We start from the raw sequence: 15,841 nt of genomic DNA on the forward strand, positions 1-15,841 counted from the left end.
CCCGCGGCCCCCCCGGGGTCCCCTCCCCCCCCCCCGACCCGCGGGGGGGGTGTGCCGTGGTCCGCCTCCCCGGTGGGGGGGGGGGGGGGGCCGGCCCCCCCCCCCCCCCCCGCTGCCGGTTTCCGGCTTGCGACTCGCTTCCGGTTTTGCGCTCTGCGGTTCGGGGTGCGGCCTACAGGGCCGCGTTGGCCTTCCGGTCGGCGAGTTGGCGCAGGTAGCGTTCGGCGGCGCGCAGCTTGCGGTTCTCGGGACCGGGCAGGTAGGCGCGGAGTTCGATGATGTCCGGGGCGATCCTGATCGCCTCCGCGGGGTCCTTGACGGCCCGCCAGCAGGCTTCGGCGTTGGTCGCGGCACGCTGGGTCTCGGGGTGCTCGGGGCCCTCGGTGGTGAGCAGCGCGGCGGCGACCTGGCGGTAGAGCTCGGCGGCGAGGACGGGCTGTCCGGCCACCCGGGCGACGTGCGCACGGACCTGGCGCACCTGGAGGACCAGCGGGGCGAGGGCGCCGTGCGCGGCGACGGCCTGCTCCTCGAGGTCGAGGGCGAGCGCGGTGGCCGTGACGTGTTGTCCGGCCTCGGCGCTGCGGACGATCTCGCCGATCGCCTCCAGGTAGTCGGTGGGCGGCGCGGCGGCTGACGGCACGTCAGCGGTGGGGCGCGGCGCGGGCTTCTCGAGCGGGACGGTGGCCGCGGCCGGGTCGTGCTTGGTGAGCGGGACGGTCGAGGCGGCCGGGTCGTGCCGGGCCGGGATCCCGGACGGCTCGGGCTCGGGCCTGTGCTCCTGCACGGGCTTCGGCTTCGGGCTCGACTCGGGCGAGGACGCGGAGGCGGAGGCGGCTGCGGAGTCGGAGGCTGAGGCGGTTGCGCCTGCGGATACGGAGACGCCTGCGGGCTCCGCCTTGGCGAAGTCGACGACGCTCACCGCGTCCGCGGCCTCGGCCGCCTGGTAGCCCGCGTACCAGGACGCGGCGGAGCTCCGGCCGGTCTCCTCCGCGGCGGGCGGCGCGGTGTCCTTGCCCAGGCGGACCGTCGGCTGCACGCCGTCGGCGGCGGGCGCCTCGGTGTCGAGGGGCGGTTCGCATCCCTTGCGCAGGGAGACCGGGCGGGCGGGCCGGGGCGGCGTGGCGGGGACGCCGGGCTTGCGCAGCGAGACGAGGCCGCGCGGGGTCCAGCCGGGGGCGAGGCGGGGCCGCAGCGGGCCGGCGGCGGGCGTGGTGCCCGCGGGCGTGCCCGCCGGAGCTGCGTCGGCGGCGGGGTCGGCCGGGCCGAGTTGGCGGGCGGTGTTGCGGAAGTAGGGGCGGTACGCGGGGTGCGCGGTGATCAGCAGGGTGTCGGGGCGCAGCACCGAGTGGACCTGCTGGCGCAGCAGTTCGGGGCTGAGCAGTGGTTCGGCGCCGGGGCGGCCGCGCTGCAGGGCCTCGATCAGCGCGCGGGTGAAGGTGCCGAGTTGGTCGGGGTCGTGGCTGACGGTGGCCCAGAGCGGGACGCCGTCGGCGAGTTGCTGCCCCGCGCCGGCCGAGAGCTGCGGCCAGATCACCTGGTCGGCGCTCAGGTCGCCGATCACCAGGGTGTCCAACTCGCTGCCGCGGTGCCGCAGTTCGGTGGCGATGGCGCTCCACGGCAGGCTGTCGGCGGGCTTCGCCTCACGCAGCGAGAGGTAGAGCTGGCCGCCGCGGCGGTCGGTGATCAGGTGGCCGCCGAGGTGGATCAGCAGCGGTCCGGGGTGGCGGGCCGCGGCCCGCAGGTGGGCGAGGACGGTCTGCGGGTCGGCGGCGCCGGGCAGGTGGACGGCGTCGACCTGGTCGGCGGAGAGCAGGACCTGCGGGGCGACGCCGGCCAGCGCGGCCGAGAGCACCGAGGCGTGGGCGGTGCCGCCGCGGCCCCAGCGGCGGCCGCCGCCGTAGCCGCCCTCGATCACCAGGATGCGGCCGCGCAGGCCGCCGCCGATGCCGTGCGACGCCTGGACGTTGGCCGCTGCGGGCGCTGTGGCGGCGGGCCGGGCGGCGGTGCCGGGGGGCGGCGGTGCGGTGATGGTGATGGCAGGCATCACGCCGGTCCAGCCGGTGACCGGCGGGGCGGGCGGCATCGCGGGCGGGGCGCTGGGCGGCGGCGGGACGGTCGGGATCGCGGTGCCGGCGGCCGGCGTGTGGCCGGGCGGCAGCGGGATGGTTCTGGTGCCACTCAGTGCGGGGTCGAACGGGTCGGCGTCGGGCGGCAGTTCGAGCGTCTGCTCGAGCGCGAACCCGTTCGGCGGGAGCTTGACGGTCAGTTCCTCGTCGACCGTCCGCCGTCCGTGCCCGGCCGTCGATGCCTCGTCAGCCACCGCTTGGTCACCGCCCCCGTTGCCGCCGCCCGCGCGACGTCGTGCCTGTTCACCGTGGCGCCGCTCAGCACGGCGATCCCGGCCACGATACGTGGTGTCGCCACGACCGGGCCAGGCCGGGTGTGCGGAGACCGGCGCCGCGGACGGGCCCGCGCTACCGGCGGCTCCGACCGAGCGGTAGCGTGCTGCGGTGGACGAGACGACGGCGCCGACGGCGGGCATGAGGATCAGCGTGCGGACCCGGCAGGACGTGGTGGTGGTCGATCCGGACCGCTTCCTGGCCGCGGCCCGCGAGGCCTTCCTGGAGCTCTACCCCGAGATCCCGGAGGCGGACGTGGCCGAGCACGTCCGCGACGTCCCTGACGCCGTGTTCGCTCTGCTGGAGCGGTACGGCAGGCTGGCGGCCCACTCACCGAACCCGCTGCTCGAACGGCCCGGCCCGCCACCGCCGGTACGCGCGGACGGGCTCTCCCCCGCGGGTCGTGTTCAACGACCCGATGTCGCTGGCGGATTACGGCTGCTTCCTTCCTGAGGACCCGTTCGCCGTACCGCCGGACGCGTGACCCGGCCGCGCGCTCCTCAAGACGGCCGGGCGTCGTCGGCAAGCCCCTGGCCGCCGGTCGGGGTCGCCCGGTCGAGGAGGTGGGCGACCGCTTCCGCCACGATCCCGGGCTGCTCGGCCTGGATGAGGTGGCCCGCGTCGATCTGTTCGAACCGTCCGTCCGGCAGTGTCGCGACCCACTGCCGCTGATGGGCGGTCATGGCGGTGCGCTGCTCCCGCCGTCCCCGGTCGGGGCGGGACGGCGAGAGGAGCACGGTCGGACAGGTCGGGAGACCGGGCGGCTCGGCGCGGAATCGGGGGATCGCGGCGACCACGGCCGCGAGTTCCTTCCTGGTCTGCGCGATCCCCGCGGGGACGAAGTCCTCGGCGAGCATGGTCGCGTAGGTGTCGGCCGGGAACAGCCGCCGGACGTTCCCGCTGGCCATCCGAGCGAGCGGGCGGAACCGCACCAGGGCCTGCGTGACGGCGAGCGCGCGGTCGACCTTCGCGGCGGTCCGGTCGAACCGGTCGTAGACGGGCGAACTCTCCGGTGTCGGGTCGAGTAGCAGCAGGCCGCGCAGCCGCGGACCCAGGCGGTCCACCGCGCGGCGGGCGACCAGCCCGCCCATGCTGTGCGCGACGAGCACCAGTGGGGCCGACGGGGGTACCACGTCCTCGATCAGCGCCACCAGGTCGGCGGCCAGGTCGTCGATTCCCGGCCGGCCCGAGGTCCGGCCGCTGCGGCCGAACCCGGCCCGGTCGTAGGCCACCAGTCGGGCCCGGTCTGCCAGCCGCGGCAGGACCAGGTCCCAACTGGTCCTGCCCAGGCCCGCCCCGGCCTCGAAGACCACCCAGTCGGTGCCCCGGCCCGACTCCTCGACATGGACGGAGTGCCCGTTCACGGCCACTGCCCGACCGCCTGCTCGCCTCATCCGCTCCCACCCCCGCCGCAGTTTCAATTTCGATAACGGTATCACTCATGAAATAGTGGCGCCATGGACACCGCCGAACTGCTTCTGCACCCGGTTCGCCTGCGCGTGGTGCACGCCCTCTCCGGCGGGCGCGAGCTCACCACCGGCGAGCTGTCCGCCCGGCTGCCCGACGTCCCGAAGGTGAGCGTCTACCGGCACGTGGCCCTGCTCGCGGAGGCCGGCTTCCTCGAAGTGGCCCAGGAGCGGCGCGTGCGCAACGTGGTCGAACGCCAGTACCGGCTGCGCCGCGACCGCCCCACGATCGACGGCGAGGCGGCCGCGGCCATGTCCGTCGACGACCACCGCCGCGGTTTCGCCGCCGCGATGGCCGTCCTCATCGCCGAGTTCAACGCGTACCTCGACCGCGCGGACGCGAACCCCACTGCCGACTCGGTCTCCTACCGCCAGGGCACGCTCTGGCTCGACCCGGACGAACTCGCCGAACTCCTCGGCGAGTTGCTCGCCGTCGTCCAACCCCGCCTCGCCCACCGGCCCGGCCCCGGACGGGTGCCGTACCTGCTCAGCCCCGTCTTCTTCCCCGCCGACCCGCGTCCTGCCGAGCACGGACCGTCAGCTCGGGACACCGAGCCCTCCTCACCGCCCGAAGTCGGGTGACGAACCGTCACTCCCTCGCTCACGGACGTAGCTGGAGAGGCGCTCACCGGCTTGTGGTCTCGTGGCCACCGCCCGGTGGCCTTTCAGCTTGTCGGATGTGGTGCGTGGCCGTCCCGGCCCGGTGCGCGAGCGCCTCAGACCCGCTCCGCGCCGTCCAGCTCGGCGGGCACGCCCACGAGTGAGGCGATCAGCTCGCCGGCCAAGGGGATGTCGCCCTGATGGAACGTCAACATGGTGGTGTCGGCAGGGCCGGTACGGGTGACGTTGAGGATCCGGAACCTGCGTCCGCGCGGGCCCGGGACCGTCGCGACCCAGACTCGGCTGATGCTGCTGCACGCGGGGGCGGGGTGGCCGACGGTCCGTCACCCGGCCGGCCGGGTCACTCGTGGGCGACGTCCAGCAGGGTCTTGCCGAGGGTGGAGCGGGACTCGATGGCGGTGTGCGCGTCGGCGGCGCGGGCCAGCGGGAAGCGTTGGCCGATGACGGGGCGCAGGCGGCCCGCGGCGGCTTCGGCGAGGACGTGGGCGGTGGCGGCGCGGATCCGGTCGGGGGTGGGGCGCAGGGTGAGCAGGGTGATCTGCCGGGCGGTGGCCCGATCGTCCGGGACACCGGCCCAACTTCCGCTGGCGAGGCCGTAGCTGAGCATCCGTCCGCCGGGGCGCAGGGCGGTGAAGGCGGTGCGGCCGATCTCGCCGCCGACGCCGTCCAGAACCAGGTCGACGGGGGCGAGGGCTGCCGTCCAGCCGGGGGTGCGGTAGTCGACGCTCTCGTGGGCGCCGAGTTCCTCGGCGAGGGCGAGCTTGTCGGCTCCGCCGGCCGCGGCGACGACCTCGGCGCCCGCGGTGGCGGCGAGTTGGACCAGCAGGCTGCCGACACCGCCGGCTGCCGCCTCGACCAGCACCCGCTCGCCCGCGGTGACGCCCGCGGTCTCCAGCAGCAGCCGCGCGGTCCGGCCGTCGGCGAGCAGCGCGGTGGCGGCGTCGAGCGGCAGCTCGTCCGGGACGGGGAACAGGCCGTCGGCGGGGACGGCGACCAGTTCGGCGTAACCGCCGGAGCCGCCGGTGGAGGTGACGACCCGTCGGCCGAGCAGCCCGGGGTCGGCGCCGGGGCCGACGGCGGTGACGGTGCCGCCGACGCCGTTGCCGGGGATCATCGGCAGGCCGGCGCTGAACGGGCCGAGGCCGGTGGCCCGGAACTGGGTCTCCACGAAGGTCAGGTTGGCGTGGGCGACCCGGACCAGCACCTGCCCCTCCCCTGCCACCGGGTCCGGCGCCTCCCCCGCCACCAGCACCTCGGGACCGCCGAACTCCCTCAGCCACACCGCACGCATCACGCCTCCAACGCCTCGACCACGCTTCGACTTCCTGACCGCCCGCCATCCTGGTTGTTGAAGCGCGCTTGAAGTCAAGCCCGGCTGTCACCCGCGCGTGCGAGGCTGCCCGGCATGGACGTGAACGGGTTCTGGGAACTGGTCGAGGCGAGCCGCGAGATCCGGCCGGAGCACGAGCAACTGGGCTGCGGCCGGCCCGAGTGCGAGCGGGCGGAGCGGCTGACGGAGCGTCTCGCCACGCTCCCGGTCGAGGAGGTGCTGGAGTTCCAGCTCCGGCTGGACGAAGTGCGCGCCCCGCTGGACACCATGGCCACCCTGGCCGTCGCCAAGCTGGTGCAGCGCGGCCGCATCAGCGACGACGGCCTGTGGTACTTCCACGCCTGGCTGATCGGCCTCGGCCGCACCGCCTACGCCACCGCGCTGGCCGACCCGGACGCCCTGGCCGACCAGCCCGCCGTCCGCCGCCTCGCCGCCCTCCCCTACCAGGACTGGGACAACCACGACTTCCCCGACTGGGAGGAGCTGGACTACTGCGCCGCGTACGCCCACGAGCGGATCACCGGCGAGGAGGACGGCCTGGAGGACCTGCTCGCCGAGGTCGGCCACGACAGCCCCGTCAACGCCGAGCCGGTGGGCGAGGTGTGGACGCCGGCCGACACCGCGGCGCGCCTGCCGCGGCTCTCCGCACTGTTCGCCGAGGCGTCTTGACGGGACGTCAGGCCGGGAACACCGGGTTCAGCCCTGCAGCGCGCGTTCGATCGCCGTGCGGGTGAACCGGCGGGCGGCGTCGGCGCGTTCGGTGCGGGCGGCGGGGGTGAGCGGCAGCGGGGTGGCGTAGCGGCGGGCGGCGATGTCGTCGATCAGGCTCTGCGGTGCGCCCAGCAGCGGGAGTTCGTCGATCGCCGCGCGCTTGGTGACCAGCCGGCCGTCGCGCAGGGTGATGGTGGCGCGGGCGGCGGTGATCGGGCCGTGGTCCACCCAGATGTCCTGCTGCCAGGGCTCGGGCTTGGCGGTGATCGGCAGGAGGTAGTCGCGCAGGTCGGCCCGGATGTGGTCGTGCAGTTCGGCGTCGCCGACCGGCGGGAGCAGCGTGTCGGGCGCCGGTCCGGTCAACACCAGCCCGCCGTGCAGGAGTTCGCGGCGGCTGATCGGGGTGACCGGGCGGTCCATCGGCTCGCCCTGGGCGAAGGTGAAGTACGGGCGCCCGGCGTCGTCGAGGCCGCGTTCCGGCAGGTAGCTGCAGTGCAGCTTCGCCGCGTCCGGGTCCGCGTCGATCAACTGCCGGTGCAGCTGGGTGAGTTCCTCGCGCTGCCGGGGGTCGGCCTCGGCGGGCAGGACGGCGATCAGGTCGAGGTCGCTGCGGCCGTGCCGGTAGTCGCCGTGGGCCAGCGAGCCGTGCGCCCACAGCGCGCGCAGCGGGACGGCGGCGCGCAGACGGGCGGTGAAGGCGTCCAGCAGGGCGGCGGCGGGAGCGTCGTTCGTCGGCATGCCGTCGACTCTGGCACACCGCCCGGCGGCCCGCGGGGCTTTCGACGGCGGCCGGCGGAACCTCGACGCCACCCCCGCGCGCCGTCGACTCCCGCCCGCCCGGCGGGACTAGCGTCGGCTGCGCCCGCCCCCGCGGGGCCGACCCACGCACCGGAACGGAGCAGCTTCGATGGCGCAGAAGATCACCACCTTCCTCTGGTTCGACCACCAGGCCCTGGAGGCCGCCGAGTTCTACGTCTCGGTCTTCCGCGACGGCAAGGTGCTGGAGGTCCAGCGCTACTCCGACGTCGGCCCCGGGGAGGCGGGGAAGGTGATGGTGGTGACCTTCGAGCTGTTCGGCCAGCGGTTCCGGGCGCTGAACGGCGGCCCGATCTTCACCTTCAACGAGTCGATCTCGCTGGAGGTGGACTGCGCCGACCAGGCGGAGGTCGACCGCTACTGGGAGGCCCTCACCGCGGACGGCGGGCAGCCGAGCCAGTGCGGGTGGCTGAAGGACCGCTACGGACTGTCCTGGCAGATCGTCCCGCGGCGCATGATGGAGCTGCTGTCCGACCCCGACCCGGACCGCACCCGCCGTGCGATGGCCGCGATGCTCACCATGACCAAGCTGGACGTCGCCGCCCTGGAGGCCGCCGCGAACGGCTGACACCGACCGCTGACGCACAGTCAGCCGCTGCTCCGTCGGGGCCGGTTGTGATCGTCCGACCGGATGACGTTCGGCCCCCACGCCGTCGCTCCACCGCCGGGCAGCGGGATTCGCGCCCTTCCGCTCCCTACGATGCGGCCGTGAGTACCTCGGCGGTGAGGGCCCGGGGTCTGGTCGACCCGGGGTTCCTCGCCCCAGAACGGCGGAACACATGGGATCGACGATCCGCGGCCGGCTGCGGGCCTGGGCCGCAGTCGGCGCGACGCTCGCGGCCGTGGCCGGCACGGTGGTGGCCACCGGCCCGACGGCGGCGGCGCACGACGACGACCTCGGGCCCGCGATCGAGGCGATCATGCACAAGCCGGGCTACGAGCACGCACAGTGGGGCGTGCTGGAGACCGACCCCGCGACCGGGAGGGTCATCCACTCCCAGAACGCGAACCAGTTCTTCATCCCCGGCTCGACCACCAAGCTGGTCACCATCTCCACCGCCTGGCACACCCTGGGCCCCGACCACCGCTTCACCACCCCGATCATGGCCACCGGCGACCGCGAGGGCTCGACGCTGCACGGGAACCTGGCGATGGTCGCCCAGGGCGACCTGACGATGGGCGGGCGCACCAAGCCCGACGGCTCGGTGGACTACACGAACATCGACCACACCGAGGCCAGCCTGCCGGGCGCGAGCCTCACCCCCGAGAACCCGCTGGCCGGCCTGGACCAGATCGCCCAGCAGGTGCACGACGCGGGCATCACCCGGGTCGACGGCGACGTGATCGTCGACCCGCGGCTGTTCACTCCCCCGGCGCTGGACCCGCAGCCCACCCCGATGATCGTCAACGACAACCTGATCGACCTGCTCAGCACCCCCACCGCGGCCGGGCAGCCCGCCCAGCTGCTGTGGCGTCCGCAGGTCGCGCCGTACCAGGTCAGCTCCACGGTCCAGACGGTGGCGGCCGGCGGTCCGACGGACATCCAGGTGTCCGCCTCCCCCGACGGCACACGGATCAGCCTGTCCGGCACCATCGCCGCCGACGCCCAGCCGCTGCTGAAGGTCTCCAACATCCAGGACCCCAACGCCTTCGCCCGCACCGCGCTGATCGAGGCGCTCGCCCGGGCGGGCGTCGCCGTCACCGCGGACCCGACCGGCCCCAACCCGCAGGACGCGCTGCCCGCTTCCTACGCCGGCGACCCGCAGGTCGCCGCGTACGTCTCCCCGCCGTACAGCCAGTACGCCAAGCTGATCCTGAAGGTCAGCCACAACCTCGGCGCCAACCTGGCCCTGTGCAACATGGCCGTCGCCCGCGGCAGCCGCGACTGCTTCGACGCCTTCCCGATCGAGCGCGACTTCCTCAGCGACGTCGCGCACGTCGACCCGGCCCAGTTCCAACTCGCGGACGGGCGCGGCGGCGTGGCGGCCGAACGGGCCACCCCGATCGGCCTCGACCAGCTCCTCGCCTACTGGCTGGGCACCCCCGACGCGGAGGCCTTCCGGTTGTCGCTGCCGATCCTCGGCGTCGACGGCAGCAACGGGATCTCCTGCACCACCGACTGCCCGGCCAAGGGCAAGGTCTTCGCCAAGCCGGGCACCGTCCTCGGCCTCGACCGCCTCAACCAGCGGATCGCGGTCAGCGCCCAGGAGGAGGCCGGCTACCTGATCACCGACCAGGGCTGTCTGCACCTCGTCTACGTCGGTGTCACGGGCGGCTCCAGCGACTCGCTCGACGCCTTCCTCAGCGTCTTCAACGACGTCAACCAGATCACCGCGCTGCTCCAGGAGCAGGCCTCCGGGCACGGCGGCTGACGGACCGTCGGCCGGGCGACTCGGAGAGGAGCAGCGCAGTGGACAGCGCCGCGAACGACGCACAGGTCCGCCGGGAGCGCTTCGAGCGCGGGATGGAGGTGCTCGGCCGCGTCGACGGCGAGGTCGGGCGCCGGGTTGTGGAGTCGCTGGACGACATCAGCCCCGAACTCGGCCACCAGATCGTCGCGTGGGGCTTCGGCGAGATCTACAGCCGACCCCAACTCGTGCCGCGCGACCGACAGTTGGTCACCCTCGGCATGCTCACCGCGCTCGGCGGCTGCGAGCCCCAGCTGGAGGTCCACGTCAACGCCGCGCTCAACGTCGGCCTCACCCCCGAGGAGATCGTCGAAGCCCTGCTGCACTCCGCCGGCTACTGCGGCTTCCCCAAGGCCCTGAACGCCACCTTCGTCGCCAGGAAGGTGTTCGCCGAGCGCGGCCTGCTGCCGGTCACCGGCGTCTGACGGGCCGTCCGGAGCAGCCGGCGGAGGGCGGTCACTTCCTCAGGAAGGCGAGGAGCGCGGCGTTGACCTCCTCCGCGTGGGTCCACAGCAGGCCGTGCGGGGCGCCCTCGATCTCCACGTAGTCGGCGGACGGCAGCGCCTTGTGGAACGGCCGCGCGGTCCCGTCGATCGGCAGGATCCGGTCGCCCGTACCGTGCAGGATCAGGGCCGGCACGTCGATGGCCGGGAGGTCGGCCCGGAAGTCGGTGTACCAGGTCGACGGCGCGGCCGCGGCGGCGAAGAAGCCGCCGCCGGCCGCGACGTTCCAGCTGTTGCGCACGGCCTCCTCGCTGATCCTGCTGCCGAGGTTCTCGTCGAGGTTGTAGAAGTCCTGGTAGAAGGCGGTGTAGTAGGCGTAGCGGTCCGCCTTGACGGCCGCGACGACGCCGTCGAAGAACTCCTTCGGCGCGACCCCGTCGGGGTTGTCGTCGCTCTTGAGCAGGTACGGCTCCAGCGAGGCCAGGAAGGCGACCTTGGCGACCCGGGCGGAGCCGTAGGCGGACACGTACCGGGCGACCTCCCCGGTGCCCATGGAGAAGCCGACCAGGACGGCGTCCCGCAGGTCGAGGGTCTCCAGCACGGTGTTCAGGTCGGCCGCGAAGGTGTCGTAGTCGTAGCCGGTCGTCGGCTGGGCGGACTGTCCGAAGCCGCGGCGGTCGTAGGTGATCACGCGGTAGCCGGCGTCGAGCAGCACGGCGCTCTGCCGCTCCCAGGAATGGCCGTCGAGCGGGAAGCCGTGGATGAGGACGACCGGCTGGCCGGTGCCGTGGTCCTCGTAGTAGAGGTCGACGGAGGTGGTGTTCTCGTGGCCCACGGTGATGTACGGCATGGCGTCGTTCCTTCGTTCGAGGTGGCTCGCGCGGCCGTGCACGCCACGCGATGTCCTCACGCTAGGGCGGACGCCAGGCCGGAGGTTGTCCCGGAACGCACCGCTGCTTGCCCCACAGTGCCGGGCATAAAATGCAGGTGGGAGACCTGGTGCCACCCCTCCTGTCCCCTGTCGGCCATACACGTGTACGGGGGTCTCCGTTGGACCGCTTTCAGCAGCCGCACTTCGGTGACGGACTCGGTGCCTCGCAGCCGCCCGTCCGGGGCCGGGAGCAGGAGTTGGACTTCCTCGGTGCCCGGCTCGACGCGCTGAGGCAGGGCGCCGGCGGGATCGTGTGCGTCGTGGGCGCGCCCGGCAGCGGCAAGAGCCGTCTGCTGTCGGAGGCGCAGACCGTCGCGGTGCGCCGTGGGCTGCGGGTGTTCCGCTGCGGCGCGGATCCTGACGGCCAGTTCGTTCCGCTGGGCCCGCTGCTGGACGGTCTGCTGACCGGCCCCGAGCCGTTGTTCGACAAGGACCGGCTGCGCGACCTCGCGGCGGCACCCGAGCAGCGGTTCTGGTTGCTGCAGGAGTTGCAGGACCGGCTGGAGCAGGCGTCGCTCGACGCTCCCCTGGTCGTCGTCCTGGACGACGTCCAGTGGTTGGACGACGTGACCCTGCTCGCCCTGCGCACGCTCACGGCTCGCCTGTCCGCGCACGCGATCCTGTGGCTGGTCGCCGTCCGCAGCGGCACCCGGACACCCGCCGTGAGCACGACCCTGGACCGGCTGGATCACGCCGGCGCCCATCGGCTCCTGCTCGGACCGCTGACCGATGCGGCGGTCGCCCGGATCACCGAGGACGTCCTGGGAGCGCCTCCGGACCAGATGACGCTGAGCGCCGCGCGCCGGGCGGAGGGCGTGCCCCTGCTCCTGGTGGAGCTGCTGCGCGGCCTGCACGACGAACGCGCGGTGATCGTCGAGCACAACGTGGCACGGCTGACGGGCGGACGCCTTCCCAACCGGTTCCAGACCTCCGTACAGCAGCGTCTCGACCAGCTCTCCGAACCGACCCGGGAGGTCGTGCGGACCGCGTCCGCCGTCGGCCGCACGGTCACCGTCGCCGTCCTGGCCGAACTGCTCGACAAGCCGACCGCGACGCTGATCGCACCGGTGGAGGAGGCTCTGCACTCCCATCTGCTGGTAGAACGGGACGACCGGCTGATGTTCCGTCACGACCTGCTCCGCGAGGCGGTCGAGGCCAGTCTGCCCGTCTCCGTACGCCAGGCTCTGCGGTGCCACGCCTCCGAGCTCCTGCTGGCGCGCGGCGCACCGGTCACCGAGGCGGCCGCCCTGCTCCTGGACAGCGCGGAGCCGGGAGACCGCAGGGCCGTGGAACTGCTGAGGGCCGCCGCGGCGGAACTCGCGACGTCCGCGCCGTCGTCGGCGGTGGAACTCAGCCGCCGGGCGCTGGAACTGACGGCCGAGCAGGCCCCCGAGCGGCCGGCGATCATCGCCGAGACGACGCTGCTGCTCTGGCAGGCCGGGCAGCCGGCCGAGGCCAGGGCACTCGCCGCCGCGGCCCTGCCCGGCAGCATGGACCCGGCAGCCGAGGCGCAGGTGCGGCTCGGCCTGGTGCGGGTGTCCGGCCAGTACGACTTCACGGAGGCGGCCCGGCAGGCCGGGGCCGGAGCCGCCCTTCCCGGTATCCCGGCCTCGCTGCGGGCCCGGTTGCTCGCCCTGCGGTCCCTCGAACTGGCGATGGTGGGGGACTTCGAGGCGACCGGCCACGCCGTGTCCGATGCCCTGCAGGCCGCGGCGCAGGCTCAGGACAAGGCCGCCGAGGCCACTGCGGTCGCCGTCGGCTCGGTCGTGCGGTTCTACCGGATGGACTGGAGTGCCGCGTTCGAGTGCGCGGAGCGGGCGTCGGCGCTGGCCGCCGAGGTCGGGTTCAGGCATTCGCTGTGGGTGCCGGAGGCCCTGTGGACGGCGTTCCTGCTGAACGCGGCGGGCCGGTCGGTGGAGGCGCTCGCCGAGTCCGCGGCCGGTGTGCGGGAGACGCAGCGGCAGGGGCAGGCCGCGGCGATGGGCCTGTGGACCATGAACAGGTCCCGGGTGCTGCTGGACGCGGGCCGACTGGAGGACGCCCGGGCCGAGGCCGAGGCCGCGTCCGCGATGGCCGACGAACTCGGCATGGGCAACTTCGCCGACGCCACCCTCCTGTACACGCTGGTGCGCGTCGCCTTGCACACCAACGACCTGGAGGCGGCGCGCGCGTATGCGGCCGAGGTGCGGCGGATGCCGGCCGACCCGGCGATCCTGGTGTGCAACGTCGGCTCGTGGCTGCTGGCGCTGCTGGCGGACGCCGAGGACGATCCCGGCCGGGCCATGGCGCTGCTCGACGAATCCTTCGCGACGTTCGACCTAGTGGGCCCCTCGCTGGCCAGCCCGGACGATCCGGCCGACGCACCCGTCTTCGTCCGCATGGCCCTGCGGGCCGGAGCGCCGGACCGCGCCGCGGTCGCCGTCGCCGTGGCCGAGCGCCGCTCGGCCCTCAATCCGGGGTTCCCGATCCTGGCAGCGGCGGCCGCGCACGCCCGCGGACTGCTCGATGGCGACCTCGCTTCCCTCCTGCGCTCCGTCGAGTTGTACGAGGGCGTCCCCCGGCCGATTCCCCGGGCCTCGGCGCTCGAGGACACCGGGCGCAAGCTGGCCACCCGGCGCGCGGTCGACGCGGTGCCCCACCTCGACCTGGCACTCGACCTCTACTCCCAGGCCGGCGCCGAGCGCGACGCCGCACGCGTCCGCCGCCGCCTGCGGGCCCTGGGATCGCCCCGGCGCCGAACCACGTCCAGGGGGACCGTCACGGTGTGGCCGGAGCTGACCGCATCCCAGGTCGAGGTGATCCGGCTGGTGGCCCAGGGCCTGACGAACCGGCAGACCGCGGAGCGCCTCGCGATCTCACCACACACCGTCAGCTCCCACCTGCGGCATGCGTTCACCAAGCTCGACATCACCTCCCGGGTCGAACTCGCGCGCCTGGCGGCCACTCGCGAACACGCAGAGTGACTGCTTCGCATCCCACGCCCTCCGCCGTGATCAGCGGGACTCGTGTGATGTGCGCGCCCGCGGCGCTTTGACACGATCTTCTCGTCGGTGCGGGATCTGCTGTCCGAACGGTGCGTCCCGATCGCCAGGGGGCCGAGCCCGAGACGAGACGGACGTGATCTGATGGCACCCGACGTACTGGTCCAGGAGAGCAGCACCCCCGGCAGCTTCCACACCACCGAATCACTGCCCGTCGCCCGCAGACGGGCGTACTGGCGCGACGCCCTGTCCCGGACGTTCGGCTCCGTCGACATGACCGTCCCCGACGAGGTGTACTCCGGCACGATCCGCGCGACGCCGCTCGGCCGGCTCCAGGCCGTCACCGTGGACGGCGACTGCCTGTCCGCCCTGCGGACGCGCCGGCTCGTCGCGCAGGGCGACGCGGAGGAGTACGTGGTCGTCAAACTGCTGGACCGGGGCGTCGCCCGGCTCGAGCAGGACGGCCGGGAGGCGCTCCTCGGACCCGGCGACGTCTTCGTCTACGACATGGCGCGTCCGGTCCGGCTGAACCTTCCGCAGTCCTTCCGGACGAAGTCCCTGGTCCTGCCGAGGGACCTGCTGGGCCTGAGCGAGGCGGACCTGGCGCACGTCACGGCCTCTCCGCTCGGCCCCGACACGCCCCTCGGCGGCCTGCTCTCGCCCTTCCTGGCCGGCCTGGTGGACGGCGCGGGCACCTACCCGCCGCGCACCGGCGAGCTGATGGCCCGCAACGTCGTGGACCTGCTCGGCGTGCTGGCCGAGCAGGTCCTCGGCCGGTCCGGGGTGGAGACGCCCGGTGCGAACCGGGCGATGCTGCTGCGCATCCAGGCGTTCATCGACCGGCATCTCGCCGACCCCGGGCTGACACCGCAGATCATCGCCCGGGCCCACCACATATCACCGCGCTACCTGCACAAACTGTTCGAGGGCGAGGACGCGACCGTCGGCCGGTGGATCCAGCGGCGCCGTCTGGAGGAGTGCCGGCGCGAGCTGGCGCGCCACGGGAACGGCGCCGTGATCGCCGCGGTGGCGCACCGGTGGGGATTCACCAGCGCCGCGCATTTCAGCCGGGCTTTCCGGGCCGCCTACGGGATGGCCCCCCGCGAATGGCGAAACACCCGGGGATGAATCCGACCGGAAGTGCTTTCTCGTGCCAGGTTCCATGCGTTCCGCGACAAGATTCCCGCACCGCCGGATTTTAGGCTCGGTTCACGAGTTCCGGTCCCGAAGCCCTTGCGGAGGAATGAAATGACCCAGCCCTCGCCGACGGTCACCAGCGTCCTGACCGTGCACGTCGTCATCCCGGACCAGCTCCCGGCCCCGCTCCCCGCCGAGCTGTCCTACCACGCCGCCGACCCCTACGCCGTCCGCCTCTCCCTCGGCGCGCCCACGGCCAGGACCGTGAACTGGGTGTTCGCCCGCTCCCTGCTCACCGAGGGCCTGCACCGGCGCGCCGGAACCGGCGACGTGCTGGTGCTCCCCCGGTCGCCTTCCCGTCGGCACTTCATACGCGTCGTGCTGAGATCCCACGAGGGATCGGCGCTGATCGACATCGAGGAGTCGGCGGTCGACGCGTTCCTGCAGCGCACGCTCGCGTTCGTCCCGCTGGGAGCGGAGCGCTTCCACCTCGACATCGACCGCCTCCTCGCCGAACTCACCGGCCGACGGGACTGAACCGCGCCGAGCGGAATTCACGGTCGAATTCGCTCCCGGATTTCCGGACCCGCGGCATCGG

Annotated in this window: 14 protein-coding genes; 9 read left to right on the top strand and 5 right to left on the bottom strand. The window is 73.7% G+C overall.

Annotated features, from left to right (window positions below):
* Nucleotides 1–172: 172 nt before the first annotated feature.
* Nucleotides 173–2,320 (bottom strand): hypothetical protein, encoded by a 2,148-nt coding sequence (locus ACWD4U_RS29185; protein ID WP_363448780.1) that lies wholly within the window; start codon nucleotides 2,318–2,320, stop codon nucleotides 173–175.
* Between the two features lie 190 nt (nucleotides 2,321–2,510).
* Between ACWD4U_RS29185 and ACWD4U_RS29190 the strand changes: the two genes are divergently transcribed.
* Nucleotides 2,511–2,852, top strand: coding sequence for a hypothetical protein (locus ACWD4U_RS29190; RefSeq protein ID WP_363448778.1), 342 nt, complete (start codon nucleotides 2,511–2,513; stop codon nucleotides 2,850–2,852).
* 47 nt (nucleotides 2,853–2,899) lie between these two features.
* On the opposite strand, the gene ACWD4U_RS29195 is transcribed toward ACWD4U_RS29190, so the two are convergent.
* Nucleotides 2,900–3,769, bottom strand: coding sequence for an alpha/beta fold hydrolase (locus ACWD4U_RS29195; RefSeq protein ID WP_449787347.1), 870 nt, complete (start codon nucleotides 3,767–3,769; stop codon nucleotides 2,900–2,902).
* 87 nt (nucleotides 3,770–3,856) lie between these two features.
* On the opposite strand from ACWD4U_RS29195, the gene ACWD4U_RS29200 reads away from it, so the two are divergent.
* A complete protein-coding gene (locus tag ACWD4U_RS29200) occupies nucleotides 3,857–4,447 on the top strand; it encodes a helix-turn-helix domain-containing protein (RefSeq protein ID WP_363448774.1) in 591 nt (196 codons plus the stop codon).
* Between the two features lie 379 nt (nucleotides 4,448–4,826).
* Here ACWD4U_RS29200 and ACWD4U_RS29205 read toward each other — a convergent pair whose 3' ends face one another.
* Nucleotides 4,827–5,777, bottom strand: coding sequence for a zinc-binding dehydrogenase (locus ACWD4U_RS29205; protein ID WP_363448772.1), 951 nt, complete (start codon nucleotides 5,775–5,777; stop codon nucleotides 4,827–4,829).
* Between the two features lie 114 nt (nucleotides 5,778–5,891).
* On the opposite strand from ACWD4U_RS29205, the gene ACWD4U_RS29210 reads away from it, so the two are divergent.
* Entirely contained in the window at nucleotides 5,892–6,485 is a 594-nt protein-coding gene (locus tag ACWD4U_RS29210; protein ID WP_363448770.1) for a DUF4240 domain-containing protein, read from the top strand.
* 27 nt (nucleotides 6,486–6,512) lie between these two features.
* On the opposite strand, the gene ACWD4U_RS29215 is transcribed toward ACWD4U_RS29210, so the two are convergent.
* Nucleotides 6,513–7,265, bottom strand: a complete 753-nt coding sequence (locus ACWD4U_RS29215; protein ID WP_363448768.1) for a nucleotidyltransferase family protein — start codon at nucleotides 7,263–7,265, stop codon at nucleotides 6,513–6,515.
* 169 nt (nucleotides 7,266–7,434) lie between these two features.
* Between ACWD4U_RS29215 and ACWD4U_RS29220 the strand changes: the two genes are divergently transcribed.
* The 3 genes from ACWD4U_RS29220 to ACWD4U_RS29230 all read left to right on the top strand — a co-directional run bounded on the left by ACWD4U_RS29220 (nucleotide 7,435) and on the right by ACWD4U_RS29230 (nucleotide 10,176).
* Nucleotides 7,435–7,911, top strand: coding sequence for a VOC family protein (locus ACWD4U_RS29220; protein WP_363448766.1), 477 nt, complete (start codon nucleotides 7,435–7,437; stop codon nucleotides 7,909–7,911).
* Between the two features lie 211 nt (nucleotides 7,912–8,122).
* The gene (gene dacB / locus ACWD4U_RS29225; protein ID WP_363448764.1) at nucleotides 8,123–9,715 is read left to right on the top strand and encodes a D-alanyl-D-alanine carboxypeptidase/D-alanyl-D-alanine endopeptidase; all 1,593 of its coding nucleotides are present in this window, start codon (nucleotides 8,123–8,125) and stop codon (nucleotides 9,713–9,715) included.
* Between the two features lie 92 nt (nucleotides 9,716–9,807).
* A complete protein-coding gene (locus tag ACWD4U_RS29230) occupies nucleotides 9,808–10,176 on the top strand; it encodes a carboxymuconolactone decarboxylase family protein (RefSeq protein ID WP_363449319.1) in 369 nt (122 codons plus the stop codon).
* A gap of 31 nt (nucleotides 10,177–10,207) precedes the next feature.
* Here ACWD4U_RS29230 and ACWD4U_RS29235 read toward each other — a convergent pair whose 3' ends face one another.
* On the bottom strand, nucleotides 10,208–11,044 hold the full coding sequence (locus ACWD4U_RS29235; RefSeq protein WP_363448762.1) for an alpha/beta fold hydrolase: 837 nt from the start codon (nucleotides 11,042–11,044) through the stop codon (nucleotides 10,208–10,210).
* A gap of 200 nt (nucleotides 11,045–11,244) precedes the next feature.
* Here ACWD4U_RS29235 and ACWD4U_RS29240 point away from each other — a divergent pair, with 200 nt between their 5' ends.
* From ACWD4U_RS29240 to ACWD4U_RS29250, 3 genes are all read left to right on the top strand, one after another.
* A complete protein-coding gene (locus tag ACWD4U_RS29240) occupies nucleotides 11,245–14,088 on the top strand; it encodes an ATP-binding protein (RefSeq protein ID WP_363448760.1) in 2,844 nt (947 codons plus the stop codon).
* 162 nt (nucleotides 14,089–14,250) lie between these two features.
* Nucleotides 14,251–15,234, top strand: coding sequence for an AraC-like ligand-binding domain-containing protein (locus ACWD4U_RS29245; RefSeq protein ID WP_363448758.1), 984 nt, complete (start codon nucleotides 14,251–14,253; stop codon nucleotides 15,232–15,234).
* 120 nt (nucleotides 15,235–15,354) lie between these two features.
* Nucleotides 15,355–15,780 carry an SsgA family sporulation/cell division regulator gene (locus tag ACWD4U_RS29250; protein WP_363448756.1) on the top strand — a complete coding sequence of 142 codons (426 nt, stop codon included), beginning with the start codon at nucleotides 15,355–15,357 and terminating at the stop codon, nucleotides 15,778–15,780.
* Nucleotides 15,781–15,841 lie beyond the last annotated feature (61 nt).

This window comes from Kitasatospora sp. NPDC002522 (genome assembly GCF_053595195.1).